Genomic DNA, 25,726 nt, shown 5'->3' on the forward strand with positions numbered 1-25,726 from the left:
GGGCCGCGATGCACATCCTCACCACGACCTCCGCCTCGCTCGACGACCTCGCCGAGCCGGTCGATCTGCGGCAGACGCCGGCGGATATCGTGGCCCTGTCTTTCACCGACAGCGATCTTGCCGGACTGGCGGCGGCATGGAAGGCCGATGCCGGCCGCTTGCCCGCCATGCGGCTGGCGGCCTTGCGTGACCTGCGCCATCCCATGTCCGTCGACCTCTGGGTCGACAGCGTCGCCCGCCACGCCAAAATCATCCTCGTGCGCATCCTCGGCGGCTACGACTGGTGGCGCTACGGCTGCGACCAGCTTGCCTCGACCGCCCGCGCACGCGGCATAAAACTGGCGTTGCTGCCCGGCGAATGCCGCGACGAGGATCTGCGCCTGATCGAAGCCTCGACACTGCCCCGCGAGGAGCTCGACGCTCTGCTCGACTATTTTCGCGAGGGCGGCCCGGCCAATATGAGCGCGCTGGTGCAGAAGCTGGCGCGGCTGGCGGGATCCGAAGCAACAATTTCGATGCCGGTCGCCGTACCGAAGGCGGGGTTTTACGAGCCGGGCCGCGGCGTCATCGATGATCTGAGTGCTTTTGTCCGCGCCCCCGTCATCCCCATCCTGTTCTACCGCTCGATGCTGCTGGCCGCCGATGTCGCGCCGATCGACGCCCTTTTTGACGCGCTCAGGCAGCGCGGCATTACCCCTGTCCCCATCTTCGTCTCCAGCCTCAAGGACCCGGCATCCCTGGCGTTCGTGGAAACCGCACTGGCCACGCTCAAACCTGCCGCCATCATCAGCGCGACCGCCTTCGCGTCCGGCGCCGAACCCGGCGTTGAAACCTTGTTCGACCGTGCCGGCGTGCCTGTGTTCCAGGTCATCGTCGCCACCACCCGCCGCGACATCTGGGAAAACAACCAACGCGGCCTGGCGCCCGCCGATCTTGCCATGCATGTCGTGCTGCCCGAACTCGACGGCCGCATCCTCGCCGGCGCCATTTCCTTCAAGGGCGAGAGCGAGGTCGACCCGGCGCTTGGTCACCGCGCCTTTGCCAACCGGCCGGAACCGGATCGTGTGGCGCAAGTCGCGGACCGCGTCAGAGCCTTCATCAAGTTGCAGGAAACGCCCCGCGCCGAGCGCAAGCTGGCGATCCTGATCCCGGATTACCCGAGTGCCCCGGGCCGCACCGGCTATGCCGTCGGCCTCGACGTGCCGTCCAGCGTGCTGGCCATGCTGCATGACCTCAAGGGACAGGGCTATGCCGTCGACAGGATTCCACAAACGCCGCGTGAGCTGCTGGATTTGCTGGAAAGTTCAAACCACGGGCTGAAGCTTGACGACTATCTGTCCTTCTCGACCGAATTGCCGAGGGTGGCAATGGCTGCCGTAGAGGCGGCCTGGGGGAAGACGGAAGACGAGACCGGCTTGCGCGAGGCGCCCCCCTCCGCAAAATTCCCCTTCCGCGCCGCCACCTTCGGCAACGTCACCGTGGCGCTCGCCCCGGATCGCGGCCGCTCGGCGGACCGCCGCGCCGATTATCACGACCCGACACTGCCGCCGCGCCATGCGCTGATCGCTTTCGGCCTGTGGCTGCGCAAGTCGCTCGGCGTTCATGCGCTTGTCCATGTCGGCGCCCATGGCACGCTGGAATGGCTGCCCGGCAAGACGGTTGCGCTCTCGGAAAACTGCTTTCCCGAGATCGTCACCGGCCCCTTGCCCGTGATCTATCCCTTTATCGTCTCCAATCCCGGTGAGGCGGCACAGGCCAAGCGGCGCATCGCCGCCGTCACCCTTGGCCATTTGCCGCCACCGTTGACCGGCGCCGGGCTGGACGAGGATCAGCACAGGCTCGAGCGGCTGGTCGACGAATATGCCCAGGCCGACGGGCTCGACCGTCGCCGCCGCGACCGGCTTGCCAAGCTGATCGTCGACACCGCGCAAAAGACCGGCCTCGCCTCCGAAGCCGGCGTCGCCAAAACCGACGCATCCGACGAAGCGCTGCGCCGCATCGACGCCTGGCTCTGCGACCTCAAGGATTTCGCCATCAAGGACGGGCTGCATATCTATGGCCGTGCGCCCGAAAACGAGCCTGACGCCATGCGCCGGCAAAGCGCGGAAGCCGAGAAGACGGCGTTGCTCACGGCGCTCGACGGTCGTCACGTCAAGGCAGGTCCGGCCGGCGCGCCGGCGCGCGGTCGCTCCGACGTTTTGCCCACCGGCCGCAACCTGTTCACGTCGGATCCGCGCACCATGCCGACGCCGACCGCCTATGATCTCGGCAGGGCTGCAGCGGAAGAAGTCGTGCGCGGCTATATGCAGTCGCATGGCGACTGGCCGCGTTCGCTGGTCACCGATCTCTGGGGCTCGGCCTCGCTGCGCACTGGCGGTGAGGAGATTGCCCAGGGCCTGGCGCTGATGGGCTGCCGGCCGCAATGGGATGCCGCAACGGGCCGTATCACTGGCATCGAGGTGCTGCCGCCGGCTGCCCTCGGACGGCCACGCGTCGACGTCACCTGGCGCATTTCGGGTCTGTTCCGCGACATGTTCCCGACCCAGATCGCGCTGATCGATGCCGCGGCCAACGCCGTTGCCACCCGCGACGAGGAGGATTCGGAAAACCCGCTCGCGGCCAAAGCCCGCGCGGATGGCAAGATCAGCCCGCGCATCTTCGGCACCTCGCCCGGCACTTACGGCGCCGGCATAGAGGACCTGTTGTCGAGCGGTGACTGGGCGGCACGTGAAGAGATCGGCCGCGCCTATCTCGACGCCACCTCGCATGCCTATGGCGGCGCCGGAGGCGAAGGCATATCCGCGCCCGGCGCCTTCGAGGGCCGCATCGCCGAAGCCGATCTTCTCGTCCACACCGGCGACGACCCCGGCCGCGACATCCTCGAAGGCTCCGCCGACGTTGCCTTCATCGGCGGCTTTTCGGCAGCGTTGGCCGCGCTCGGCAGGAACGCCGACGTGATCGTGCTCGACACCACGGATCCGCAAAAGCCCAAGCCGCGTTCGATCAGTGAGGCGGTGGCCCGCGTCGTGCGGGCCCGCGCCGTCAACGCCCGCTTCATATCAGGCCAGATGCGCCACGGCCCGCGCGGCGCCTCCGAATTCGCCGAAACCGTCGACCGGCTGGTCGGCTTCGCCGAAACCACCCATGCCATATCGGGCGCGCTGATCGAGGCCGTTCACGATGCCTATCTCGGTGATCCCGTGGTGCGCGCCTTCATCCTGCGCGAGAACCCTGCAGCAGCCAAAGTCATGGCCGAGCGCTTCCTGTCGGCGCGGCGGCGTGGCCTCTGGCATCCCCTGCGCAATTCCATCGACGACGATCTCGCCGCGCTGATTGCCGAGGCTGAAGCGCTTGGGGTTGCGGCATGAACGCCTTCTCGCGCCGCGGCGCCTGCCCTGCTCTGGCAGCCCCCATGCAGACCGGCGACGGCCTGCTGGTGCGGCTCAACCCAGTCGCGGGAGGATTGTCGCCGAAGCTTTTGATCGGCCTCGCCGAATCCGCCCTGCGGCACGGCAACGGCATCATGGAGGTCACTGCGCGCGGCAGCCTGCAGCTACGCGGGCTGACATCGGAAAGCGCGCCGCGGTTGGCGACGGAGGTCGATGCTCTGGGAATCGCGGTGCGCACCGGCGTGCCGGTCGAGACCGGGCCACTGGCCGGCATCGATCCGCAGGAGATCGCCGATCCCCGGCCGCTGGCTGAACGGATCAGAGCGGCGGTCGAAGAGGCTGGGCTGACGCAACGGCTCGGGCCGAAGGTTTCGGTTGTTGTCGACGGTGGTGGGCAACTGACGTTGGATGCGGTAACGGCCGATGTGCGGCTTGCGGCAACGCGGATTGATGCGGGAGTTCGGTGGCTGGTGTCTGTCGCGGGTGATGGGCAGAATGCGAGGCCGCTCGTCACCGTGGAAGACGATGCAGCACGCGATATTGCCGTTGCCGTGCTCAGGATGGTTGCCGAGAAGGGTCGTGAGGCCCACGCGAGGGATTTGTCGGAGAGGCAGCTCAAATCGCTCGAAAGTTGGCACTCCGTCCCACCCCCCTCTGTCCTGCCGGACATGTCCGGTAGGACAGAGGGGGGCGCGAAGGAACTCCGACCTATCGGAACTTTCAATCTCGCCGCAGCCACCGCCCTCGGCATAGGCCTGCCCTATGGCAGCATGCCGGCAGACAAGATCATCGGCCTCGCCCAGAGCGCCCTCGCCCTCGGCACAACCGAAATCCGACTGGCGCCCGGCCGTGCCTTGCTGTTCCTCGGACTCCAGTCGGCCGCATGCCGCTCTCTTCAGCACGCCGCAACCACCCTCGGCTTCGTCACCGACCCAGACGATCCGCGCACACGTATTGCGGCTTGCCCCGGCACGCCGGCCTGCGCCTCCGGCCGGATAGCCACGCGCGACATTGCCGAGACGATTGCCGCTGAAAACGCCGACATCCTCGACTTCACACTGCACATTTCCGGCTGTGCCAAGGGCTGCGCCCATCCGGGCAAAGCAGCGCTTACCCTGGTCGGCGGCGAAAACGGAGCCGGACTTGTCGTGAACGCGACGGCAAAGGCCCTTCCTGCCGGCTACAGGCCGGGCTATGACGCCGCGCGCGGCATCAGCCGCGTCGCGGCAGCGATCCGCAGCGCACGACTTCCCGGCGAAACAGCCGCCGCTTGCCTGACAAGGCTTGGCGCGGCCGGCATCGCCGAAGCTTACCGACAGGAATGAGCATGGCCGCCTACGACTACATCCACGACGGCACGGCGATCTACGAGCGCTCCTTCGCCATCATTCGCGCCGAGGCTGACCTGTCGCGCTTCTCCGAAGCCGAGGCCGATGTCGCCATCCGCATGATCCATGCCTGCGGCCAGGTCGAAGCTGCCAGGCATTTTGTTTTTTCGACGGATTTCGTTGCCGCCGCGCGCACGGCACTTTCGGCTGGTGCGCCGATCTTCTGCGACGCCGAGATGGTCTCGCATGGCGTCACCCGCGCCAGGCTGCCGGCCGGCAACGAGGTGATCTGCACCTTGCGCGACCCGCGCACACACGAAATCGCCAAGGAGATCGGTAACACCCGCTCCGCGGCCGCGATCGACCTGTGGGGCGAGCGCCTAGCCGGTTCGGTGGTCGCCATCGGCAATGCGCCGACCGCACTTTTCTATCTGTTGGAAAAGCTTCGCGACGGCGGGCCGAAGCCGGCAGCCATCATCGGCATGCCGGTCGGCTTCGTCGGTGCGGCCGAATCCAAGGATGCGCTGGCCGAGAATTCCTATGGCGTGCCCTATGCCATCGTGCGCGGCCGGCTTGGCGGCAGCGCCATGACCGCCGCGGCACTCAATGCCCTGGCGAGGCCGGGCCTGTGAACGCGCTTGCCAAAGGCCGTCTCGTCGGCGTCGGCACGGGTCCCGGCGACCCCGAACTGCTGACGCTGAAGGCCGCGCGCGTCCTGGCCGAGGCCGATGTCGTGGCGTATTTCGCCAAGCGCGGCAACAACAGCAACGCGCGCGCCATCGTCGAAGCGCAGTTCCGCCCGGGCATGACGGAACTGCCGCTGCTCTATCCCGTCACCACGGAAATCGACAAGGATCACGACGACTACCGCTCGCAGATCACCGGTTTCTACGAGGAGTCCGCCGAGAAGGTCGCCGAGCATCTTCAGGCCGGCAAAATGGTCGCCGTGCTGTCCGAGGGCGACCCGCTGTTCTACGGCTCCTACATGCATCTGCATGTCCGGCTTGCCCATCGCTTCCCGACCGAAGTCATTCCCGGCGTCACCGCCATGTCCGGCTGCTGGTCGGCGACCGGCCTGCCGATCGTCCAGGGCGACGACGTGCTGACGGTGCTGCCGGGCACGATGAGCGAGTTCGAGCTGACGCGCCGGCTGGCCGACACCGATGCCGCCGTCATCATGAAAGTCGGCCGCAACCTGCCCAAGATCAGGCGGGCTCTGGAGGCAACCGGCAAGCTGGCGCGCGCCGTCTATGTCGAGCGCGGCACCATGACCGGCAGCGTCTCGATGAAGCTGACCGACAAAAAAGACGACAAGGCCCCCTACTTCGCCATCGTGCTGGTCGCCGGCTGGTCCGGCCGGCCGGGCGTCTTGGGAGCGCAGGCATGAGCGGCCGTCTCACCGTCATCGGCCTCGGGCCCGGTAATGCCGATCAGGTGACGCCGGAGGCCAGCCGCGCCGTGGCGCAGGCAAAATTCTTCTATGGCTACAAGCCCTATCTCGACCGACTGGAGCTGCGCGGAGACCAGACCCGCGTTGCCTCCGACAACCGCGAGGAGCTCGCCCGCTCCAAGGACGCGCTGGTCAAGGCCGCAGAAGGCCATGACGTTGCGGTCGTTTCCGGTGGCGATCCCGGCGTGTTCGCCATGGCTGCGGCCGTCTGCGAGGCGATCGAGGCCGGCCCGGCCGAATGGCGTGCGGTCGATGTCGCCGTCGTGCCCGGCATCACCGCCATGCTCGCTGTCGCCGCCCGCATCGGCGCCCCGCTCGGCCATGATTTCTGCGCCATTTCGCTGTCCGACAATCTGAAACCGTGGGAATTGATCGAGCTGCGGCTGCTGGCGGCGGCCGGCGCCGGCTTCGTCATCGCGCTCTACAACCCGATCAGCAAGGCGCGCCCCTGGCAGCTTGGCCGCGCTTTCGAATGCCTGACCGCGATCCTGCCGGGCACCACGCCGGTGATTTTCGGCCGCGCCGCCGGCCGTCCGGATGAGCGCATCGAAGTCTTCCTGCTGGCCGATGTCGACGCGCAAAAGGCCGACATGGCGACCTGCATCATCATCGGCTCGCCTGAAACCAGGATCATCAAGCGCGGCGAAAAGCAGGCGCTGGTCTACACACCGCGTTCGTCAACGGGTCAGAGAAAATGATCGACCCCAAACTGGTTGACAATGGCGGCCAGCGCTTCGACGGTTTCAGCCGAAGGGACGTCCGGCAGCGCGGGCCTGCGGACCATCACCACCTCGATGCCAACCGCTCGCGCCGCAGCGATCTTGCCATAGGTCGCCTCGCCGCCGCTGTTCTTGGACACGACGGCGTCGATGCGATGCTTTTCGAGCAGCGCGCGTTCTTCCGTCTCGCGGAACGGCCCTCGTGCCAACAGATAGGTCGCATCCGGCACCGCGAGCTTCGGTTCGACCGGATCGACGCTGCGGATGAGATAGTGGTGCTGGGGCGCTGCTTCGAAAGCGGCAACCTCTTGCCGGCCCAGCGCCAGGAAGACGTGGCGCGGCGCGGGGCCCAGCGCTTGCACGGCATCGCCTGTTGTATCGACCTGCGTCCAGCGGTCGCCTTCGACAGGTTCCCAGCCGGGGCGTCGCAACGCCAAAACAGGCACGCCGGCCATGCGCGCGGCTTGCGCGGCATTGGCCGAGATCTGCGCCGCATAGGGGTGCGTGGCGTCGATCAGCAGGTCGATGCCCGTCTCCCGGAGATGGGCGGCCAGCCCATCGGCGCCGCCAAATCCTCCCGTTCGCACCGGCACGCCCTGCGCAACCGGGCTTTCGGTGCGGCCGGCCAGCGACAGCGTGACCAGGCAATCGGCGCCCGCCGCCAGTTTTCCGGCCAGTTGCCGGGCTTCCGTGGTTCCGCCGAGGATCAGAATGCGGTGGGTCATCATGCCTGCTGAGGGTCCGCGCGGCGCCAAGCTCAACTCAAGATGGCTCTCCATCGTCGGCATCGGCGAGGACGGTTTAGCGGGTCTCGGCGACAAGGCCAAGCAGCTGATCGCCAAGGCGGAAGTTATCTTCGGCGGCAAGCGGCACCTGGCGCTTGTCGCCTCCTTCGCCAAGGGCGAGGCGCGCCCCTGGCCGGTCCCTTTCGATACCGACATGGCTGATGTGCTGGCGCTCACCGGCAGGCGCGTCTGCGTGCTCGCCTCGGGTGACCCTTTCTTCCACGGGGTCGGCGCCACCCTCGCCCGCAAGGTGAGGGCGCAGGAGATGCATGTCATCCCGGCACCATCGGCCATTTCGCTGGCTGCTGCTAGGTTGGGCTGGGCGCTGCAGGATGTCGAGACCGTCTCGCTGCATGGCCGGCCGCTCGACCTGATCCGGCCGTTGCTGCAGCCGAATGCGCGCATCCTGGCGCTGACATCCGACGCCGAAGCACCTGCGGCAATCGCGCGCCTGCTGACCGAACTGGACTTTGGCACATCGCGGCTGACGGTTCTGGAGGCCTTGGGCGGGCCGAGGGAGACATTGCGTTCGGCCCGGGCCGATGCCTTCGATCTCGAAAACATCAATCCGCTCAACGTGCTGGCGATCGACGTTGAACCGGGTCCGGATGCGCGCGTCCTGCCGCTCACGGTTGGTCTTGCCGATCATCTGTTCGACCATGACGGCCAGATCACCAAGCGCGAAATCCGCGCCATCACCCTGTCGGCGCTGGCGCCACGGCGGGGCGAGTTGCTGTGGGACATCGGCGCCGGCTCCGGCTCCATCGGCATCGAATGGATGCTCAGCCATCCCTCGCTGCGCGCCATCGCCATCGAGGCCGACCCGATCCGCGCCGCCCGCATTGGCCGCAACGCCGCCGCCTGCGGCGTACCCGGGCTTGTCGTGGTGGAAGGCAGCGCCCCAAAGGCGCTTGCCAGGCTGGACACGCCGGACGCTATCTTCATTGGCGGCGGCGGCAGCGATGCCGGCGTGTTGAACGCTGCAATCAAGGCCTTGCGCGCCGGCGGCCGTCTCGTGGCCAATGCAGTGACGCTGGAGATGGAAACCCTGCTTCTCGCGCGTCACGTCTCGCTTGGCGGCGACCTTACCCGCATAAACATATCCCGCGCGTCGCCTGTCGGCTCGATGCAGGCCTGGCGGCCGGCCATGCCGGTCACCCAATGGAGCTGGGTGAAGCCATGATGGTCGCGGGCATCGGCAGCCGAAAGGGCGTGACAGTTGAGGACGTGCTCGCGGCGGTAGAAACCACCCTGGAGACGCATGGGCTGGCGATGGCGGCGCTTTCAGCGTTGGCCACCGCCCCTCTGAAACAGGACGAAAAGGCTATCTTCGCCGCCGGACATCAGCTCAATCTTCCGGTCATTATCGCCGATGCGGCCGCGATCGAGGTCGCCTCATCAGGCACGATCAGCCTCTCCAGCCTCTCGCAGGATCTGGCCGGCACGCCATCGGTTTCCGAAGCATCCGCCCTTGCTGTCGCCGGCAGAGGCGCGAGGCTGCTCGGAGCCCGTACGGTGCTCGGCCCGGTCACCTGCGCCATCGCCATCAGCGGAGATGCGCCATGACCGTGCATTTCATCGGCGCCGGTCCTGGTGCCGCCGACCTCATCACGCTGCGTGGTGCAAGGCTGCTGGCAAGCTGCCCGGTCTGCCTGCATGCCGGTTCGATCGTCGCGCCCGAATTGCTGCAGCACTGCGCGCCGGGGACACAACTGATCGACACCGCGCCGATGTCGCTCGACGAGATCGAGGCCGCGTATCTCGATGCCCACAAGGCCGGCCATGATGTCGCCAGGCTGCATTCCGGCGACCTGTCGGTATGGAGCGCCGTTGCGGAGCAGATCCGGCGGCTGGAAAAGCACGGCATTCCCTACACGCTGACACCGGGCGTTCCCTCCTTCGCCGCTGCTGCCGCAGCACTTCGCCGCGAGCTGACCATTCCTGAAGTCGCGCAAAGCCTGGTGCTGACCCGCGTCTCCGGCCGCGCGTCCAAGATGCCGCCCGGCGAAACGCTGGCTGGTTTCGGCCGCACCGGCGCCACGCTTGCCATTCATCTTGCCATCCACGCCATCGATCGCGTCGTCGCTGAACTGACGCCGCATTATGGTGGGGATTGCCCGGTGGCGATCGTCTTCCGCGCCTCCTGGCCGGATGAACGCGTGCTGACCGGCACGCTGGAAACGATCGAAATGTTGCTCGCGGCCGATCCGATGGAGCGCACGGCGATCATCTTCGTCGGCCGTTCGCTGGCAGCGGAAGATTTTGGCGAGAGTTCATTGTACGACGCCCACTACCAGCGGCGTTTTCGCGGACGGGACGGATTGTGAGCGGCAGCACCAGGAACAAGGGCGAGAACGCCACGCTCGAACAGGCATTGTCCCGGCTGAACTTCAAGCCGCGCCGGCTGGAGCCGGGCCATGTCTGGCTGGCAGGCGCCGGCCCCGGCGACCCTGGCTGCCTGACCCTGGAAGTGCTGGCCGCTTTGGCCGAGGCGGATGCGCTGGTCTACGACGCATTGGTCTCTCCCGACGTCGTCGCCGTCGCCGAAAGCGCCGAGCTTTTCTTTGCCGGCAAGCGCGGCGGAAAACCGTCGATGAAGCAGGACGACATCACCGCACTTTTGGTCCGGCTGGCACGCGCAGGCCGCCGCGTCGTCAGGCTGAAGGGTGGCGATCCCTATATTTTCGGCCGTGGCGGCGAAGAAGCTCTGGCGCTGGCACGGGAACATATCCCGTTCCGCGTCCTGCCCGGCCTGACGTCGGGACTGAGCGCACTGGCTGCAACCGGCATACCGGCCACCATGCGCGGCATCAACAAGGCGGTGATCCTGGCCACCGGCCATGCCGCCGGCACCGATGACGATATCGACTGGGGCGCAATAGCCCGCACCGGCCAGCCCATCGTGGTTTATATGGGCATGGCCAATTTGCCCTTGATCGCCGCGGCATTGCTCGACGGTGGGCTGGCGCCGTCGACGCCGGCGGCAGTGATCGTTGCCGCGACGACGCCGCAGGAACGAACCGTCGTCGCCACGCTCGCCACCATTGCCGAGGAAGCCGCTGCCGCCGGGCTGACCTCGCCGGCGCTGATCGTCGTCGGCGGCATCGTCGCCATGCGCGCGGCACTGGCGGGGAACACATGACCGCTCGCGCCATCATCATCGGCGCGCCGCGCTCCGGCTCGGGCAAGACCAGCGTCACCATCGGCATCCTGCGCGCGCTCACCCGGCGCGGGCTGAAAGTGCGCGGCGCCAAATCCGGCCCCGACTATATCGATCCTGGCTTCCACACCGCCGCCACGGGCTTGTCGGGCGTCAATCTCGACAGCTGGGCCATGCCGCCGTCACTGCTCAACGCGCTCGCCACGCAAGCAGCCGACGACACCGATTTCGTCATCCTCGAAAGCGCCATGGGCCTGTTCGACGGCATTCCGGCGGCTCCCGGCCGCACCGGCTCCGCGGCCGATCTCGCCCGGCTCTACGGTCTCCCGGTGCTGCTGGTGCTCGACGTTTCCGGCCAATCAACCACGGCGGCCGCCGTCGCCAAGGGGTTTGCCACCTATGATCCGGATGTGCGCATGGCCGGCGTCGTGCTCAACCGGCTGGGCAGCGAGCGCCACCGCCGGCTCTCCGGCGATGCGATCGAGGCGATCGGCCTGCCGGTCGTCGGCGCCATCCTGCGCGACCCGACGCTGAACCTGCCGGAGCGCCACCTCGGCCTCGTCCAGGCCGGCGAATATGATGACCTGATGGCGCATCTCGACCGGCTGGCCGACATGGCCGAGAAGTCACTCGATCTCGACGCCATCATGGCCCTGGCGAGCCCCCTCACCCCGGCGCCCGGCGGCTTCGATGACGCGCTATCGCCGCCCGGCCAGCGGATCGCGTTGGCTGAAGATGCCGCTTTCACCTTCCTCTATCCGCATGTGGCAGCCCACTGGCGCAAGGCCGGGGCCGAGATCGTCCCGTTCTCGCCACTCGCCGACGAAGCACCCGACGAAGGCTGCGATGTCTGCTGGCTGCCTGGCGGCTATCCCGAACTCCATGCTGGCAAGCTAGCCGCCGCCACCAATTTCCGTGCACGAATGGCAAGATTCGCTGCGACGAAGCCCATCCATGGCGAGTGCGGTGGCTTCATGGTGCTTGGCGAAGCACTGGAGGACGCGTCGGGCGAAGGGCATGCGATGCTCGGCCTGCTCGGCCATTCCACCAGCTTTGCCAAGCGCAAGATGAACCTCGGTTACCGCGAGGTACGGCTGCGCGCCGATTGCCCGTTGGGCAAGCAAGGCGCATTGATCCGCGGCCACGAGTTCCACTATGCGCAAATGATCGCGACCGGCAATGACGAGCCGCTGGCCGACCTCGCCGACGGCCAGGGCAATCCGATCGGCGTCTCGGGTTACCGGCGCGGCCATGTCAGCGGCACCTTCTTCCACGCCATTGCGAGGGGCTAGAGAATGATCCCGAAAGATGGCAACCGGTTTTCGGAAAAGATCAGGCTCAAGCTCCGGAACTTGAGCCTTTCGCCCCGGCAAATCCTCGACGATATCGCGCTTTGCCTGGTCTTCTTCACCCGGCTGCCGCTGCCCGTCTTCGACTTTCGCGGCCGCAGCCTTGCCGCGGCGATCTGGGCGGCACCCGTCGCTGGCCTTGTCGTCGGCTTGATCGGCGCGATCGTCTTTGCCACGGCGGAACGGTTTGGCCTCGCCATAGGCCCGGCGGCGGCCCTGGCTCTTGTGGCAACCGTGCTCACCACCGGCTGCCTGCATGAGGACGGGCTTTCCGATGTCGCCGACGGCTTTGGCGGCGGCAAGTCGCGCGGCCGGAAACTCGAGATCATGCGCGACAGCCGCATCGGCGCCTACGGTGCCATGGCGCTGGCTCTGTCGCTGCTGATCCGCTGGAGCGCACTGTCGGAGTTCGTCGAACCGACGCAAGCCCTGTTCGCCCTGATTGCCGCGCACGCAGCCTCGCGCGGCGTGCTGGGCGCCTTCATGCACCTGCTGCCCCCGGCCCGGTCCGACGGTCTCTCGGCCGACGCCGGCACCGTTTCGATCGAAACCGCCATCGCCGGTGCCGTGCTCGGCGCGATACCGCTGCTCCTGCTAGGGCTCGGCGGCGCCATTGTCGCGCTCATTCTGCTTGGCCTGTTGTTTGCCGCCTTCCGCACCCTGTGCGTCAACCAGATCGATGGCCAGACCGGCGACACGATCGGCGCCTTGCAGCAGCTGAGCGAAATTGCCGTGCTGCTCGTCGCTTCCGTAGCTCTCTCCTGATTCCCCTTTGGCCTGATTCCCTTTTGGAGACTTTGCCCCCATGCCCTTCAAATCGCTCGATGAACTGCGCGCCGCCTGCGTCAACCTACCTGCCGGCAGCGATGCCGCCGCAAGCGCTGTCGCCCGCCGCCAGGACACGCTGACCAAGCCGCAAGGCAGCCTCGGCCGGCTCGAAACCATCGCCGCATGGCTGGCGCGCTGGCAGGGCCGCGACATGCCCAGGCTCGACCGGGTGAAGGTCTTCGTCTTTGCCGGCAACCATGGCGTCACCGCGCAAGGCGTGTCGGCCTATCCTTCGGAAGTCACCGTGCAGATGGTGGCGAATTTCGCCGGCGGCGGTGCCGCCATCAACCAGCTTGCCCGCATCGCCGGCGCCGAACTCGATGTCATCCCGCTCGATCTCGACCATCCCACCGGCGACTTCACGCAAGGCCCGGCGATGGACGAGAAGGTGTTTCTCGCCGCCGTGTCGGCCGGCTATGACGCGGTGACGAAGGACCTCGATCTGGTTTGCTTCGGCGAAATGGGCATCGGCAACACCACGCCGGCAGCCGCCATTTCGGCGGCGCTGTTCGGCGGCGGTGCACAAAAATGGACCGGGCGCGGCACCGGCGTCGATGACGCCGGCCTGAAGCGCAAGGTGGTCGCCATCGAAGCCGGCCTGAAGCGCCACGCTGTCGCCCTTAGCGATCCGCTGGGAGTTGCCGCCGCGCTCGGTGGGCGCGAACTCGCCGCCATCTTCGGCGCCACCCTCGCCACCCGCCATCTGGGCATACCCGTGCTGCTCGACGGCTTCGTCTGCACCGCCGCCGCCGCACCACTGGCAAGGTTGCACCCGGCGGGTCTAGCCCACACGATCGCCGCCCATGTCTCGGCCGAATCCGGCCACCGTGGCCTGCTCGAAGCCCTCGGCCTGCCGCCGCTGCTCGATCTCGGCATGCGGCTCGGCGAAGGTTCCGGCGCCTGCCTCGCCGTCAACATCGTCCGTTCCGCGCTGGAGTGCCATGCCAGGATGGCAAGTTTTGCCGAGGCTGGGGTGTCGGAGAAGTAGGCCCCAACGCCCGGATTGGGTTTGATGAACGAGCCCTCACAGATTTTCGGAGACCCCAAACAGGGGCTTCGCGATATTCTTGCTCGGATTATCGGAGATTTCGACAGCAAGAGCGGAGCTTTTGCCGGGCTGAAATACAATTCACCGTGGATATTGGCGACGGAGGATTGGGCAGAGCGATCGGGCCATACGGTCGAAGCGCTGTGCGAGATGATTTCTCAATGGCGGATTTCAATCTGTACTGGCGAGCAGACGAATCCTAAAATTGATCAGGTTTTCGAAGATCTTCGCAGCACCGCGGAGGAGTGGAGAACTGAGACAGGCTACATCGATGCGCCCACTCGTTATGATCCTGAAAAGGCAAAATTCCCGAACCGCAAAGAACTGAAAGCCCATACCCTTAAGGCATGGAACTCCTTGGGATTGGCGAGGCAATGGCATAGCTACGACGCCAGAGACCTTAGCTTTAGTGGAGCCTTTGAAGACCGATTTGGTCACGATGTTAGATTCTCAATGACCTTCAAGCTTAGATATGGCGGCCCAATAAGGTTGTTCTTTCAATTTCCTTACTATTCGGATGGCGATCCGAGATCGTTAGACCTCTTTACGCTTTCGGGCTGGTTGCTATGTGGCGAGCTTCGTCTGCCGGAAGCCCCGGAACTCGAATGGATCGTTGGCAAAAGCAAGACAAACTTCGAAGACGTCGACGGCGTCCTCGCTATAACGCGAGCGATCCTCAGCTATCTGCGACCAACTATCCAATAGCGTCCACTGAATGCCGCCACCGAACGGCAGCGAAACATCCCGCTTTCAGGTCTTTCCACCAAGTCTTTGAAGATTTTGGTGGGTGCGCACAGGATTGAACTGTGGACCCGCTGATTAAGAGTCAGCTGCTCTACCAACTGAGCTACGCACCCACTCGGCCGGCAAAAACCGGCGTTGGCGGGCATATAGCCGCCACCATCGGTCCTGTCCAGCCCTGCCGGAATCATTTCCCGACAAATCGACCGAGCCTGCTCGCGATCAAACGAACAGTCTGCCTTCGGCGACCTTGACCGCGTTGCCGCCGATGCGCGCCGAGGCCAGTTTTCCGCCTTGCACGGTCAGTTCGAGGCGGATGCGCGACGGCCGGCCCATCTCCAGCCCCTGCTCGATCCACAGCTGCGAAACACCGTCTGTCGGGCCATCGAAATGCATGATGGCGCCGGCGAAGGCGGCCGCCGCCGAGCCGGTCGCCGGGTCTTCATAGGACGGCGTGCCCGGCACGATCATGCGCACATGGAACGCACTTTCGTGGTTCACCGTCTCGCGGCAGTAGACATAGGGGCTGGCGAAGGCCCACTCGCTCTTGCGCGGCGCCAGTTCCGACCAGGCCTGGTTGTCCAGCCGGATTCGGCCCGCAGCTTCGAGATTGGCAACCGGGATGGTCACATAGGGCACACCCGCCGACCAGAACGCGACGCGATGATTCTCGAAGCCGATCTCATGCGGCGCCAGGCCAAGGGCCGCACCGATCGCCTCCGGATCGGCCTCGAGCTTCAGCGGCTCCGGCAGCTTCGCCAGGTCGAACTCGGCGAAGGTGTTGCCATCGTGCTTGCTGACGGCGCAACGCACCGGACCGATGTTTTCCTCCAGCACGAAGATGCCGGCGCCGCCCTCTCCCGCCAGTTCAGCCAGCGCGATCGCTGAACCCACCGTCGGGTGGCCGGCGAACGGCATTTCGTAGTCGGGCGTGAAGATGCGGATGCGGTTTCGGTGCTTGGGATTGGCCGGCGGCAGCACAAAGACCGATTCCGACAGGTTGAACTCGCGCGCGATGGCCTGCATCGCGGCCGTGTCCAGACCTTTGCAATCCAACACCACGGCCAGCGGGTTGCCGGCCAGTCGCTCGGTCGTGAACACATCGTAAAGCAAGTAATTCCGGGTTTGCATTCCTGCCTCAATCCCAACATGGGCGAAATTTAATTTGATATTTGAACCAGTAAGCCTGATCTGTGCACAGATAGGGACATTGCGCATCATAGGGGTCCAACGTGGACCAGATTGTCAATCTGCCAAAGACGGAATCGGATTCCGCCATCGAGACGGCGCTCGGGCTCGACAGTCAAGGTCTGCGCAAGACGCGCCGCCGCGGCTGGCTCTATGCGCTGCTGACACTGATCGTGCTCGCCGCCGGGTTTGGCCTTTATCAATGGTACGCCGGCTCGCCCGCCAAGGTTGACTACACCACCGTGCCTGCCGCCAAAGCCGATCTCACCGTCGCGGTATCGGCGACCGGTACGCTGCAGCCGCTCACACAGGTCGATATTTCCAGCCAGCTCTCCGGTATCATCCGCTCGGTGTCCGTCGAGGAGAACCAGCAGGTCAAGAAGGGCGACGTACTGGCCGCCCTCGACACCGCCAAGCTGCAGGTCCAGATCGAGCGGGCCGAGGCATCCGCCAACGGCGCGGCTGCCAATGTCGAGGACGCCACGGTGACACTCACCGAGAACGAAAAGGCGCTTATCCGCGCGGCGGCGCTGACCAAGCGCGGCATGGCGACCGACCAGTCGCTCGAGGCGGCGACCGCGACGCGCGACCGCTCCAAGGCGGCGCTAGACAGTGCCCAGGCCAATCTCGCCATCGCCAATGCCGATCTGAAATCGCAGCAGACCGACCTTGCCAACAGCACCATCTATGCGCCGATCGACGGCATCGTGCTGACGCGCTCGGTCGACCCCGGCCAGACGGTTGCCTCTTCTTTGCAGGCGCCGGTGCTGTTCATCATCGCCGCCGATCTCAGAAACATGGAACTGGTGGCAGCGGTCGACGAGGCCGACATCGGCGCGGTCAAGACCGGCCAGCATGCCCGTTTCACCGTCGATGCCTTCCCGGACCGGCCGTTCGACGCCGAGATCCGCGACATTTCCTATGCCTCGGTCACCACCGACGGCGTCGTCACCTACAATGCGCGGCTTGAGGTCGACAACAATGAGCTGCTGCTGCGGCCCGGCATGACCGCAACCGTTTCGGTCGTCACCCGGCAGGCCAAGGACGTGCTCACCGTACCGGCCACCGCTTTCCGCTATCGCCCGGCACAGCAGGGGGCCCGCGGCTGGAGCCTGAGCGACCTGTTTACCGGCCGCATGGGGCGCCCCGGCGGCAACCGCCAGCGCCAGGCCGCGACGGCGCCCACCGACGGCTCGCGCACGCTCTATGTGCTGGAGAACGGACGGCCGCATCCGGTCAACGTCAAGATCGGCTCCACCGATGGCGAGTTGACCGAGATCACCTCGGGCCTCAGGGAAGGCGCTGAGGTCATCACCGCATCGCAGCAACGGAGCTGAGGCCGTGGCTGCGGGCGCGACCCTCATCACCTTCGACAAGGTCTGGAAGAGCTATGGCCAGGGCGAGGCCAAGGTCCATGCGCTGGCCGGCGTCGATCTTGCCATCCGGCGCGGCGAATTCGTCGCCATCATGGGCCCGTCCGGCTCCGGCAAGTCGACGGCGATGAACATCATCGGCTGCCTCGACACGCCGACGACCGGCACCTATTCCTTCATGGGCATCGACGCCGGCCGGCTCGACCGCAACCGCCGCGCCATGCTGCGCAACCTCTATGTCGGTTTCGTCTTCCAGGGCTACAATCTGCTGGCCCGCACCACGGCGGCGGAAAATGTCGAACTGCCGCTGATCTACCGCGGCGTTGCCGCCCGCGAGCGCCGCGACCTTGCCATGCAGGCGCTGTCCCAGGTCGGCCTTGTCGGCCGCGAGCACCACACGCCGGCCGAACTGTCCGGTGGCCAGCAGCAGCGCGTGGCGATCGCGCGCGCCATCGTCACAAGGCCGACACTGCTCGTCGCTGACGAGCCGACCGGCAATCTCGACACTGCCCGCACGCACGAGATCATGGACTTGCTGACCCAGCTCAACATCGAGCTTGGCCTGACCATCGCCATGGTTACGCACGAGGCGGACGTCGCCGGCTATGCCGAGCGCACCATTCGTTTCCTCGACGGCCACGTCGCTTCCGATTCCAAGAATCTCGAGGTGGCCTAGCCATGATCCCGAAAAGTGGCAACCGGTTTTCGGAAAAGATCATGGCCAAACAAAAAGATAGAGCCCCATCCCGGCTCTGTCGGGATGGATCAGGCTCTATATCATGATCTGGGAAACCGTCCGCCTCTCGCTCCGCTCGATCCGCCGCAACGTGCTGCGCTCGTTCCTGACATTGCTCGGCATCGTCATCGGCGTTGCCGCCGTCATTGCCATGCTCACCATCGGCTCCGGCACCACCGAAAAGGTCAAGGCCGACATCTCCAAGCTCGGCAGCAACCTGCTGGTCGTCCGCTCCGGCCGCCCGGCTGGCCCCGGCGGTCCGGGCGGCCTCGACCAAGTGGTTCGTCCGCTGGCCGAAAAGGACCTCGCAGCACTTGTCGCACACCTGACCGGCGCGCGCGCAATTTCGCCGGCCTCGCAAAAGCAGGCCCGCGTCATCTTCGGCACCGAGAGCCTGACCTCGGGCGTGACCGGCACCGACAGCGCCTATCTCGATGCGCGCGACTGGAAGCTGGTTTCCGGCCGTCCGTTCAGCGATTCCGAAACCCGCTCCGGCACCGGCGTGTGCCTGATCGGCGAGACGGTGCGCCAGCAGTTCTTCGGCGCCGGCGACCCCGAGGGCGAGATCATCCGCGTCAACCGCACCTCCTGCAAGATCATCGGCCTGCTCGAACCCAAAGGCTATACCGGCTTCGGCCAGGACCAGGACAATGTGGTGCTGATGCCGTTGCACGCCTATCAGCGTCGCATCGCCGGCAACCGCGACATCGACAACATCTACATCGCCGCCGACGACACGACGCCGACCAGCGAACTGCAGCCGCGCGTCGAGGACATTTTGCGCGACGCGCGCCGCATCACCCCCGACCGCGAGAGCGATTTCGCCATCCGCGACATGACCCAGATCGCCGACGCCATGGCCAGCGCCACCACCACCATGACCGGCATGCTGGGCGCCGTCGCCGGCGTCAGCCTGCTGGTCGGCGGCATCGGCATCATGAACATCATGCTGGTCTCGGTCACCGAGCGCACCCGCGAGATCGGCATCCGGCTCGCCATCGGCGCGCATGAAAAGCACATCCTCATCCAGTTCCTGGTCGAGGCAACAGTGCTGTCGCTACTCGGCGGCATTATCGGCATCCTGATCGGCCTGGGGCTGGCCGGCCTCGCCTCGGTGACGCTGACCATCCCGTTCGCGCCAAGTCCCGCGGTCATCCTGCTCGCCGTCGGCTTCTCGGCGCTGATCGGCATGGTGTTCGGCTTCTTCCCGGCGCTGCGCGGCGCCAGGCTCGACCCGATCGACGCGCTGCGGCACGAGTAAGCCTGGGCCAGCACCCCACGGCTATGTTCCATGCGCGATCTGATGACGTAGTTCCGCTCGCCACGAAGCTCTTCGCACTCGACCTTCAATGACCTCGTTGGGGTTCTCTTTCGCGTAGTAAAGAGCCAGGCGGCCGACCGCGAGATTGACGACTCTTCATGTTCGTCCCACGCTCGCGCCCAGCGTGACGAGAAGCTCGTCCAGCTGCTCGAACTGCTCGGGCATCCCGTCCTCCATCCCGGCGATGGCCTCGTCGAGCGCTTCCTTCGAGGGATAGAGTTCGTGCAGCACCAGCAGAGTCTTGCCGTCTTTTTCTTCGAAGGTCACCGTGGTCACGGCGGCGTCCTCACTTTCCTCATTCGTCCAGACGAGGCGCGAGTTAGGTATCACTTCGATGTACTTACCGAAGAATGCCATAGCGCTTGAGGCATCGTGGCCAAACGCCACACGGTACCCGCCTCCCACACGAACATCCATCTCGCAGGAAAGCAGAGGCACGCCAGTCGACTTCGGTGCCCACCACCGCATGAACAGCTCGGGCTTGGTCCACGCCTCGTACACGATGCGCGCCGGGCCATTGAACGTTCGCGTAACGACCAGCTCACGCTCGGACTTCCGTTCCACCGTCGCGCGGTTATTCATGGGGGCGGGCTCACTATGTCTTCTTTCGTCCATCGGCTTGCTCCTTCCGTTTCAATTCCTCGACAACCTTGTCCAACTCGTTGAAGCGTGCGTCCCACAGCTGGCGGTACCTCTCGATCCAAGCCGCCTCTTCCTCCAGTTCGCGTAGGCCGAGCTTGCAGGTCCGCACGCGCCCGACCTTCTCCGTGGTGACGAGCCCCGCCTGCTCCAAGACGCCGACGTGCTTCTTCATGCCCGTGAGCGTCATGTGGAACTTCTCGGCAAGCTCCGTGATCGAAGCGTCTGCACGTCCGAGCTGCTCCAGAACGCCGCGTCGGGTGGCGTCCGAGAGCGCGGCGAACGAGGCATCTAAGCGGGTCCGGGAATACTGAACCATGTGGTTCAGTATGTAACACACGGATTGCCGGCATGCAAGGGAAGGCCGAGCGCGCGCTGCGATGCCGGCCGCCTCCACTCCCAAAACGACATCATTTCGATGCAGATTCGATCGACTCGGCGATCTCAAGGCCCTAAGGCAAGATATCTCTGGTCGGGGGCGAAGAACACATGAGCAAGAAGGTACGACTGATCCTGGCGATGGTCATCATCGAGGCCGTCCTTGCAGGCATCTGGTGGTATCTCGCGCGCTTCGGCATAGCCAATCCCGATCGCGTCACTGCCGATTTCCAGGCAGTCGTCGGCCAGACCATGGGAATGGCGATGGGCGGCTTGCTGGGTCTCGGCTTTATCTTGTTCTTCGTCGCCGCCCGCAATGATCGCAAGGCGGCGCAGAACAAGACGCGTCGTTAATCCACCCCGGCAAAATGCCATTCGATCAGCGGCTTCATGTGCGGCGCCAGCCCGTCCGGCAGGTCGGCGGCATGGCGGATGATCACCGGCCCCTCGATCTCCGGCTCGGCTTCGGTCGCAACGAAGGCTGAGATGCGACGTGCGATCTCCTCGGCTGGCGCCGGCTCGTGAAAACGCCGAAACATCACCGTACCGCTGGCCGTCGACAGGACGTGGTAGCGCTCGCTGCGTGGCGCGTGAGATAGATCCAGACCGGTCTCCTCGCGCACCTCGCGGATCATGTTGAAATCGACGTCGACCTGGCCGTCGCGAAAATCGATGGGCTCGAACGAGCCGGCGGCGAAATAGACGCGCCCGGCATTGGCCGTGTGTGACCCCATGCGGATCGCCACCAGCGCATTGTCGTCGGCCACCAGCACGGCATGGGCATAGGCGTGCTCGGCGCCCGAATTCTCACGCCGCTTACGCCAAAGCATGAAGGTGGAATAGTTGACCGCATGGCAGCGGCCCACCAAACGGTTGTCGTGGTACGCGAGTCGCGACAGCAGCACCACGGTGCCGTCGAACAGCGCCGGCTTGGCTGCTATCTCGCGCTGCCAGTTCTCGGCGATGGCTTCCGCATTATCCACCGCGAAGGGGTGCGGGCCGGGATCGAGCCGGATGTCGACGGCGTCGACCGGCAGGATGGCATTGCGCGGCAGGTCGAAACTCATCGGCGTATCAGGTCATGTCCAGGGTGATGGCCACCGGACAATGATCCGATGCCTTCGGCCGGTCCCAGCCGGCGCGCGGAAAGCGTTCGACCTCCTGGCCGGGTGGGAAAATCGTGCGCCAGGGCTGGCCGTTGCGGATGATGTCGGGAACGGCCGTCGCATTGCTGGCGGCGAGCCTCTTCGACAGCAGGATATAGTCTAGCTGGCACAGATGCCGCTCTTCCGGTCCACGCGTGTGGTAGAAACTCCAGCGGTTCATCTCCGGCCGCCGCTCGACGACGTTTTCGCAGAAGCCGCCTTCTGTCAGCACGTTGATGCAGGACTGGTTCTCGTTGACCACTTCGAAGCGGTAGCCGTCGATCGCGTCGCCGGCGATCTTCACGCGCTGCCGGTAATCGTTCATGTCGCCGCAGATCGCCCAGGGCTTGTCGGCGGCGTGGTCCTTGCCGAAGCGCTCCTCGATGATCCGCCGCACGGCCTGGGCTTCGGCGATGCGCACCGGCATCGTCGCTTCGCGTCCGTCGAGCCCGTTGCGCGGCGAGCCCATCGACTTGAAGTGCACGAGATAAAGCGTCAGCGGCACGCCGCCCACGGTCACGTCGACTTCCAGGCAGTCGCGCCGGAAAATGCGCTCATTGGCCTGGTTGCCGAGTGCCGCCAGTTCGGGCGTGTGCAGCTCGAACTGTTCGTAGGTGACGTAGGCATGGCTGGTCATGCGCACGAATTCGATCGGCTGGCCCTGCGCGGTTTCGTTGCGCATCATCACGGCAACGTCGATGCCGCGCGAATCATTGCCGGCAGTGGTGTATTTCTGCCGGTAGCCCTGCCCCACCATCTTGAACAGATAGCCGTATTCGAAGGCCTTCAGCGCCTCGATATTGTCGACCTCCTGCATGCAAATGATGTCGGCGCGGGTCGCCGCGATCGCCAGCGCCGTCAGCTGGCGCGTATCGTCGGACTGGGCGATGGCGCGGGCCTGCTCCAGCATCTTGTATTCCGCCTCGCTCTGGATATCGAACAGTGCAAGCGTTCGATCCTCGTTGAGCTGGTTGCGATAGCCGGAAAAATCGAACCTGTTCATCAGGTTCTCGACATTGAAGGTGGCAAGGCGCAGCGACATGTCATGACCTTTGCCCGCAAGTGCTCCAGAAAACAAGGTCGCGGGACCACCAGCGGAGACCGATTGGTCCTGATGCCACTCGCGCCATGGTTGACGGAACCTTTCCGTTCATCCGCCGTTCAGATGCAAACATCCACAGTAGGCCCTTAGAGTAGGCGTGGGGCCTGTATCTCTTGGAGAGTGTCATGAATTCGCTCTTTTCTTCCACGGTCAAATCCGGGCTTATAGCGCTCGGTATTCTGTCCGGGGTCACCGCACCGTCGGCCGCTGGCCCGATGATGCAACCGGACTTGTCGATTCCCACCAGCACTGCGGCGCCGATGGCGGTCCGCGACGCCTGGGCGGGCGGCAATAACAACGGCGGTAACTGGAGATGGCGCCGGTCCGGCAACTGGAACGGTGGCAACTGGAACGGGGGCCACCGACACTGGAACGGCGGTGGCAACTGGAACGGCGGCGGCAATTGGAACGATGGAGACAACTGGCGTTGGCGTCATGGTCGCCATCATTATCGCGGCGGCAGTTACTACGATGATGGCGCGGGTGCCGCGATTCTGGGCCTCGGCCTAGGGATGGGCCTTGGCAGCATGTACAACAACTACAATTACTACGACGCGCCGCCGCGCCGCTACTACCGCGCTTACCGGACGCAGCGGGTTTCGAGCGCCCATGTCCAATGGTGCTACGACCGCTACCGGTCTTATCGCGCCTGGGACAACACGTTCCAGCCCTACAACGGCCCGCGTCAGCAGTGCTATTCGCCCTATTGATGAGCAGCGCTGATTGACGAATACCCATGCGGCGCCGCCCATCGCGGCGCCGTTGTTGTCCACGGGAACCGCGAGCACAGTGACGTGCAGCACGCTGCCGCGATCGTTCGGCTATTTGACCGCTAGCCTGGATCCTTGGAGTGACCCTCCTGCGCCCTCGCGGACAGTTGCTTCAACACGTCAAGGAAGTCGTTGAATCGCTCCTCACCGATCTCCTCCGCCCATTCCGCGTGCAACCGCCGCAGGCAGGTGAAAATCGTCTCGGCAAGCTGCCGCCCGCGCGCGCTCAGGTAGATGAGGCGACGATCGCTGCCCTCGGGAGAGCGCCGCTCGACATAGCCGAGCTCCTCGAGCTGGATGAGGAGGTAGTTGATCGCCTGCCTCGACATTCGCTTCTGGCGAGCCAGTTCCGACGGCCTTACGCCATCCGGAAGGGGATAGGAGAACACGGCGAAGTGAGCGTCCTGAAAGTCGGTGAAGCCGGCGTCATGAATGGCCTCGTGCATCTGGGTGCGAACGTGCTGCCAGGTGATGCGCAGGAGAGCCCCGAAGAAGGGCGGGCGCAGCTCTCTGTCGGGCTCCGGCGGTTCTGCCGTCTGACTGGCTGTTGACATTGTTGTAAAGTCCTTTTACAAACTCTGTAAAACCACTTTACAACAAGGAGCATGTCGATGGAAGCGAGTACGCAGAGCATCTTGAGGATCGGTGAGCTGGAATTGCGCTTCCTGGTCACCGACAAGGGTGCAACCGTGTTTGAATTCGTTGTCCCGTCCCGCGCCCGCGTACCGGCGCCCCACTACCATCAGGAGGCGGACGAAACGCTGTATGGGCTGGAGGGCATTTTGACGATCACCGTTGATGACCGAAAGCAGGAACTCGGCGCCGGCGACGCCATCTTCATTCCGCGCGGAAGTGTCCACCACCACGAGAACCTGCACGACGGTGTGTCGCGGACTTTGGCCGTGCTGACGCCGGGGTCCATCGGGCGCCGCTACTTCGAGGAGATTGCCGAGGTGATCAATGTCCCCGGCAAGCCCGACCTGGCCAAGGCGAAGGAGGTCATGCTGCGCCACGGGCTCGTGCCCGCGTAGGTCCCCAGCCGAGGCGGCCCCAAGCAGTGCTGGTGTATCGCCACGACAAGCTCACTGCGACCAACTCGCAGTGAGCCAGATTGAGGTACGACTGAGTCCGGATCCTAGTTCTTGGCCTTGTCGACCAGCTTGTTCTTCGAAATCCCCCGCGCGCCCCAAAGGGCGAAGCCCGAGGACGCGCAAAGGCAAGAGCCTGGATTTCGCTCAGTTCTTGGCCTTGTCGACCAGCTTGTTCTTGGAAATCCACGGCATCATCGCGCGCAGCTTGGCACCGACTTCCTCGATCTGGTGGCTGTCATTGTTGCGGCGGATGCCCTTGAAGCGCGACATGCCGGCGCGGTATTCCTGCATCCATTCCGAGGTGAACTTGCCCGTCTGGATGTCCTTCAGCACGCGCTTCATCTCGGCCTTGGTCTCGGCGGTGATGATGCGCGGGCCCGAGACATATTCGCCCCATTCGGCGGTGTTCGAGATCGAGTAGTTCATGTTGGCGATGCCGCCCTCGTAGATCAGGTCGACGATCAGCTTGACCTCGTGCAGGCATTCGAAATAGGCCATCTCCGGCGCGTAGCCGGCTTCCACCAGCGTCTCGAAGCCGGCGCGGATCAGCTCGACCAGACCGCCGCACAGCACGACCTGCTCGCCGAACAGGTCGGTCTCGCATTCCTCGCGGAAATTGGTCTCGATGATGCCCGAACGGCCGCCGCCGACGCCGCAGGCATAGGACAGCGCCAGGTCGAGCGCGTTGCCCGAGGCATCCTGGTTGACGGCGACCAGGCACGGCACGCCGCCGCCCTTCTGGTATTCGCCGCGCACCGTGTGGCCGGGGCCCTTCGGTGCGATCATGACGACATCGACCGAAGCCTTCGGCTCGATGAGGCCGAAATGCACGTTGAGGCCGTGCGCGAAGGCGATTGCAGCGCCGTCACGGATGTTCGGCGCGATCTCGTTCCTGTAGATGTCGGCCTGCAGTTCGTCAGGCGTCGCCATCATCATCAGGTCGGCCCATTTGGCGGCGTCCGCCACGCTCATCACCTTGAGCCCATCGGCCTCGACCTTATTGGCGGTCGCCGAGCCGGCCTTGAGGCCGATGGCGATGTCCTTGACGCCCGAATCCTTGAGGTTGAGCGCATGCGCCCTGCCCTGGCTGCCATAGCCGATGATGGCGACCTTCTTGCCCTTGATCAGGTTGAGATCGGCATCGCGATCGTAATAGACACGCATTTTGTCTTCCTTCCCGTTTTAT

Annotated in this window: 27 protein-coding genes and 1 tRNA gene; 19 read left to right on the plus strand and 9 right to left on the minus strand. The window is 65.1% G+C overall.

Annotated elements, in window-relative coordinates; translation table 11 throughout:
* The first annotated feature begins 8 nt into the window (after nt 1–8).
* Genes cobN through ACFFNA_RS01920 form a run of 5 tightly spaced genes read left to right on the plus strand, consistent with a single transcriptional unit; the run spans nt 9 to nt 6,865 of the window.
* A complete protein-coding gene (gene cobN, locus ACFFNA_RS01900; protein ID WP_378915154.1) occupies nt 9–3,368 on the plus strand; it encodes a cobaltochelatase subunit CobN in 3,360 nt (1,119 codons plus the stop codon).
* The gene (gene cobG / locus ACFFNA_RS01905) at nt 3,365–4,714 is read left to right on the plus strand and encodes a precorrin-3B synthase (protein WP_378915156.1); all 1,350 of its coding nucleotides are present in this window, start codon (nt 3,365–3,367) and stop codon (nt 4,712–4,714) included. The genes cobN and cobG overlap by 4 nt, the downstream gene beginning before the upstream one ends.
* A gap of 2 nt (nt 4,715–4,716) precedes the next feature.
* The gene (locus ACFFNA_RS01910) at nt 4,717–5,349 is read left to right on the plus strand and encodes a precorrin-8X methylmutase (protein ID WP_111547571.1); all 633 of its coding nucleotides are present in this window, start codon (nt 4,717–4,719) and stop codon (nt 5,347–5,349) included.
* Nucleotides 5,346–6,104: a precorrin-2 C(20)-methyltransferase gene (locus tag ACFFNA_RS01915; RefSeq protein WP_111547572.1), complete on the plus strand. Its 759-nt coding sequence runs from the start codon at nt 5,346–5,348 to the stop codon at nt 6,102–6,104. The genes ACFFNA_RS01910 and ACFFNA_RS01915 overlap by 4 nt, the downstream gene beginning before the upstream one ends.
* On the plus strand, nt 6,101–6,865 hold the full coding sequence (locus ACFFNA_RS01920; protein WP_378915159.1) for a precorrin-3B C(17)-methyltransferase: 765 nt from the start codon (nt 6,101–6,103) through the stop codon (nt 6,863–6,865). Before ACFFNA_RS01915 ends, ACFFNA_RS01920 begins: the two co-directional genes overlap by 4 nt.
* On the opposite strand, the gene ACFFNA_RS01925 is transcribed toward ACFFNA_RS01920, so the two are convergent.
* Nucleotides 6,853–7,611, minus strand: a complete 759-nt coding sequence (locus tag ACFFNA_RS01925; protein ID WP_378915161.1) for a cobalt-precorrin-6A reductase — start codon at nt 7,609–7,611, stop codon at nt 6,853–6,855. The two genes, ACFFNA_RS01920 and ACFFNA_RS01925, sit on opposite strands and share 13 nt — an antisense overlap.
* 1 nt (nt 7,612) lies before the next feature.
* Here ACFFNA_RS01925 and cbiE point away from each other — a divergent pair, with 1 nt between their 5' ends.
* From cbiE to ACFFNA_RS01965, 8 genes are read left to right on the plus strand one after another with little or no spacing between them, the layout of a single operon-like run.
* The gene (cbiE, locus tag ACFFNA_RS01930) at nt 7,613–8,854 is read left to right on the plus strand and encodes a precorrin-6y C5,15-methyltransferase (decarboxylating) subunit CbiE (RefSeq protein WP_378915163.1); all 1,242 of its coding nucleotides are present in this window, start codon (nt 7,613–7,615) and stop codon (nt 8,852–8,854) included.
* The gene (locus tag ACFFNA_RS01935; protein ID WP_378915165.1) at nt 8,851–9,237 is read left to right on the plus strand and encodes a cobalamin biosynthesis protein; all 387 of its coding nucleotides are present in this window, start codon (nt 8,851–8,853) and stop codon (nt 9,235–9,237) included. The genes cbiE and ACFFNA_RS01935 overlap by 4 nt, the downstream gene beginning before the upstream one ends.
* Complete coding sequence (gene cobM, locus ACFFNA_RS01940; RefSeq protein WP_378915167.1) at nt 9,234–9,998, plus strand: precorrin-4 C(11)-methyltransferase; 765 nt, start codon at nt 9,234–9,236, stop codon at nt 9,996–9,998. Before ACFFNA_RS01935 ends, cobM begins: the two co-directional genes overlap by 4 nt.
* Nucleotides 9,995–10,813, plus strand: coding sequence for a uroporphyrinogen-III C-methyltransferase (gene cobA / locus ACFFNA_RS01945; protein ID WP_378915169.1), 819 nt, complete (start codon nt 9,995–9,997; stop codon nt 10,811–10,813). The genes cobM and cobA overlap by 4 nt, the downstream gene beginning before the upstream one ends.
* The gene (locus tag ACFFNA_RS01950; RefSeq protein WP_378915170.1) at nt 10,810–12,123 is read left to right on the plus strand and encodes a cobyrinic acid a,c-diamide synthase CobB; all 1,314 of its coding nucleotides are present in this window, start codon (nt 10,810–10,812) and stop codon (nt 12,121–12,123) included. The genes cobA and ACFFNA_RS01950 overlap by 4 nt, the downstream gene beginning before the upstream one ends.
* 3 nt (nt 12,124–12,126) lie before the next feature.
* A complete protein-coding gene (gene cobS, locus ACFFNA_RS01955) occupies nt 12,127–12,945 on the plus strand; it encodes an adenosylcobinamide-GDP ribazoletransferase (protein WP_378915172.1) in 819 nt (272 codons plus the stop codon).
* Between the two features lie 40 nt (nt 12,946–12,985).
* Complete coding sequence (gene cobT / locus ACFFNA_RS01960) at nt 12,986–13,996, plus strand: nicotinate-nucleotide--dimethylbenzimidazole phosphoribosyltransferase (protein WP_378915174.1); 1,011 nt, start codon at nt 12,986–12,988, stop codon at nt 13,994–13,996.
* A gap of 24 nt (nt 13,997–14,020) precedes the next feature.
* A complete protein-coding gene (locus tag ACFFNA_RS01965) occupies nt 14,021–14,761 on the plus strand; it encodes a hypothetical protein (protein ID WP_378915176.1) in 741 nt (246 codons plus the stop codon).
* Nucleotides 14,762–14,837: 76 nt separating this feature from the next.
* Here ACFFNA_RS01965 and ACFFNA_RS01970 read toward each other — a convergent pair.
* Nucleotides 14,838–14,913, minus strand: a tRNA-Lys gene (locus ACFFNA_RS01970).
* Between the two features lie 106 nt (nt 14,914–15,019).
* Complete coding sequence (locus ACFFNA_RS01975) at nt 15,020–15,928, minus strand: PhzF family protein (protein ID WP_111547581.1); 909 nt, start codon at nt 15,926–15,928, stop codon at nt 15,020–15,022.
* A 101-nt stretch (nt 15,929–16,029) separates the two neighbouring features.
* Between ACFFNA_RS01975 and ACFFNA_RS01980 the strand changes: the two genes are divergently transcribed.
* The 3 genes from ACFFNA_RS01980 to ACFFNA_RS01990 all read left to right on the plus strand — a co-directional run bounded on the left by ACFFNA_RS01980 (nt 16,030) and on the right by ACFFNA_RS01990 (nt 19,355).
* Nucleotides 16,030–17,322, plus strand: a complete 1,293-nt coding sequence (locus ACFFNA_RS01980; RefSeq protein ID WP_378915178.1) for an efflux RND transporter periplasmic adaptor subunit — start codon at nt 16,030–16,032, stop codon at nt 17,320–17,322.
* Nucleotides 17,323–17,326: 4 nt separating this feature from the next.
* Nucleotides 17,327–18,034 (plus strand): ABC transporter ATP-binding protein, encoded by a 708-nt coding sequence (locus ACFFNA_RS01985; protein WP_378915180.1) that lies wholly within the window; start codon nt 17,327–17,329, stop codon nt 18,032–18,034.
* A 103-nt stretch (nt 18,035–18,137) separates the two neighbouring features.
* On the plus strand, nt 18,138–19,355 hold the full coding sequence (locus tag ACFFNA_RS01990; RefSeq protein ID WP_378915182.1) for an ABC transporter permease: 1,218 nt from the start codon (nt 18,138–18,140) through the stop codon (nt 19,353–19,355).
* A gap of 156 nt (nt 19,356–19,511) precedes the next feature.
* On the opposite strand, the gene ACFFNA_RS01995 is transcribed toward ACFFNA_RS01990, so the two are convergent.
* Nucleotides 19,512–20,030 (minus strand): SRPBCC family protein, encoded by a 519-nt coding sequence (locus tag ACFFNA_RS01995; protein WP_378915184.1) that lies wholly within the window; start codon nt 20,028–20,030, stop codon nt 19,512–19,514.
* Nucleotides 20,011–20,373, minus strand: a complete 363-nt coding sequence (locus ACFFNA_RS02000; protein ID WP_111547675.1) for an ArsR/SmtB family transcription factor — start codon at nt 20,371–20,373, stop codon at nt 20,011–20,013. Before ACFFNA_RS02000 ends, ACFFNA_RS01995 begins: the two co-directional genes overlap by 20 nt.
* Before the next feature lie 170 nt (nt 20,374–20,543).
* Here ACFFNA_RS02000 and ACFFNA_RS02005 point away from each other — a divergent pair, with 170 nt between their 5' ends.
* On the plus strand, nt 20,544–20,786 hold the full coding sequence (locus ACFFNA_RS02005; RefSeq protein WP_378915186.1) for a hypothetical protein: 243 nt from the start codon (nt 20,544–20,546) through the stop codon (nt 20,784–20,786).
* Here ACFFNA_RS02005 and ACFFNA_RS02010 read toward each other — a convergent pair.
* Both ACFFNA_RS02010 and ACFFNA_RS02015 read right to left on the minus strand, forming a co-directional pair.
* Nucleotides 20,783–21,499, minus strand: coding sequence for a hypothetical protein (locus ACFFNA_RS02010; RefSeq protein ID WP_378915188.1), 717 nt, complete (start codon nt 21,497–21,499; stop codon nt 20,783–20,785). The genes ACFFNA_RS02005 and ACFFNA_RS02010 overlap by 4 nt on opposite strands.
* 7 nt (nt 21,500–21,506) lie before the next feature.
* Nucleotides 21,507–22,619 carry an endonuclease/exonuclease/phosphatase family protein gene (locus tag ACFFNA_RS02015; protein ID WP_378915190.1) on the minus strand — a complete coding sequence of 371 codons (1,113 nt, stop codon included), beginning with the start codon at nt 22,617–22,619 and terminating at the stop codon, nt 21,507–21,509.
* Between the two features lie 185 nt (nt 22,620–22,804).
* On the opposite strand from ACFFNA_RS02015, the gene ACFFNA_RS02020 reads away from it, so the two are divergent.
* The gene (locus tag ACFFNA_RS02020; RefSeq protein WP_378915192.1) at nt 22,805–23,389 is read left to right on the plus strand and encodes a BA14K family protein; all 585 of its coding nucleotides are present in this window, start codon (nt 22,805–22,807) and stop codon (nt 23,387–23,389) included.
* Between the two features lie 122 nt (nt 23,390–23,511).
* On the opposite strand, the gene ACFFNA_RS02025 is transcribed toward ACFFNA_RS02020, so the two are convergent.
* A complete protein-coding gene (locus ACFFNA_RS02025; protein ID WP_378915194.1) occupies nt 23,512–24,003 on the minus strand; it encodes a MarR family winged helix-turn-helix transcriptional regulator in 492 nt (163 codons plus the stop codon).
* 57 nt (nt 24,004–24,060) lie between these two features.
* Here ACFFNA_RS02025 and ACFFNA_RS02030 point away from each other — a divergent pair, with 57 nt between their 5' ends.
* Nucleotides 24,061–24,480: a cupin domain-containing protein gene (locus tag ACFFNA_RS02030; protein ID WP_378915196.1), complete on the plus strand. Its 420-nt coding sequence runs from the start codon at nt 24,061–24,063 to the stop codon at nt 24,478–24,480.
* A 204-nt stretch (nt 24,481–24,684) separates the two neighbouring features.
* On the opposite strand, the gene ilvC is transcribed toward ACFFNA_RS02030, so the two are convergent.
* Nucleotides 24,685–25,704, minus strand: coding sequence for a ketol-acid reductoisomerase (ilvC, locus tag ACFFNA_RS02035; protein WP_378915198.1), 1,020 nt, complete (start codon nt 25,702–25,704; stop codon nt 24,685–24,687).
* Nucleotides 25,705–25,726: the final 22 nt, after the last annotated feature.

Source organism: Mesorhizobium kowhaii (genome assembly GCF_042431665.1).
Lineage (GTDB): Bacteria > Pseudomonadota > Alphaproteobacteria > Rhizobiales > Rhizobiaceae > Mesorhizobium > Mesorhizobium kowhaii.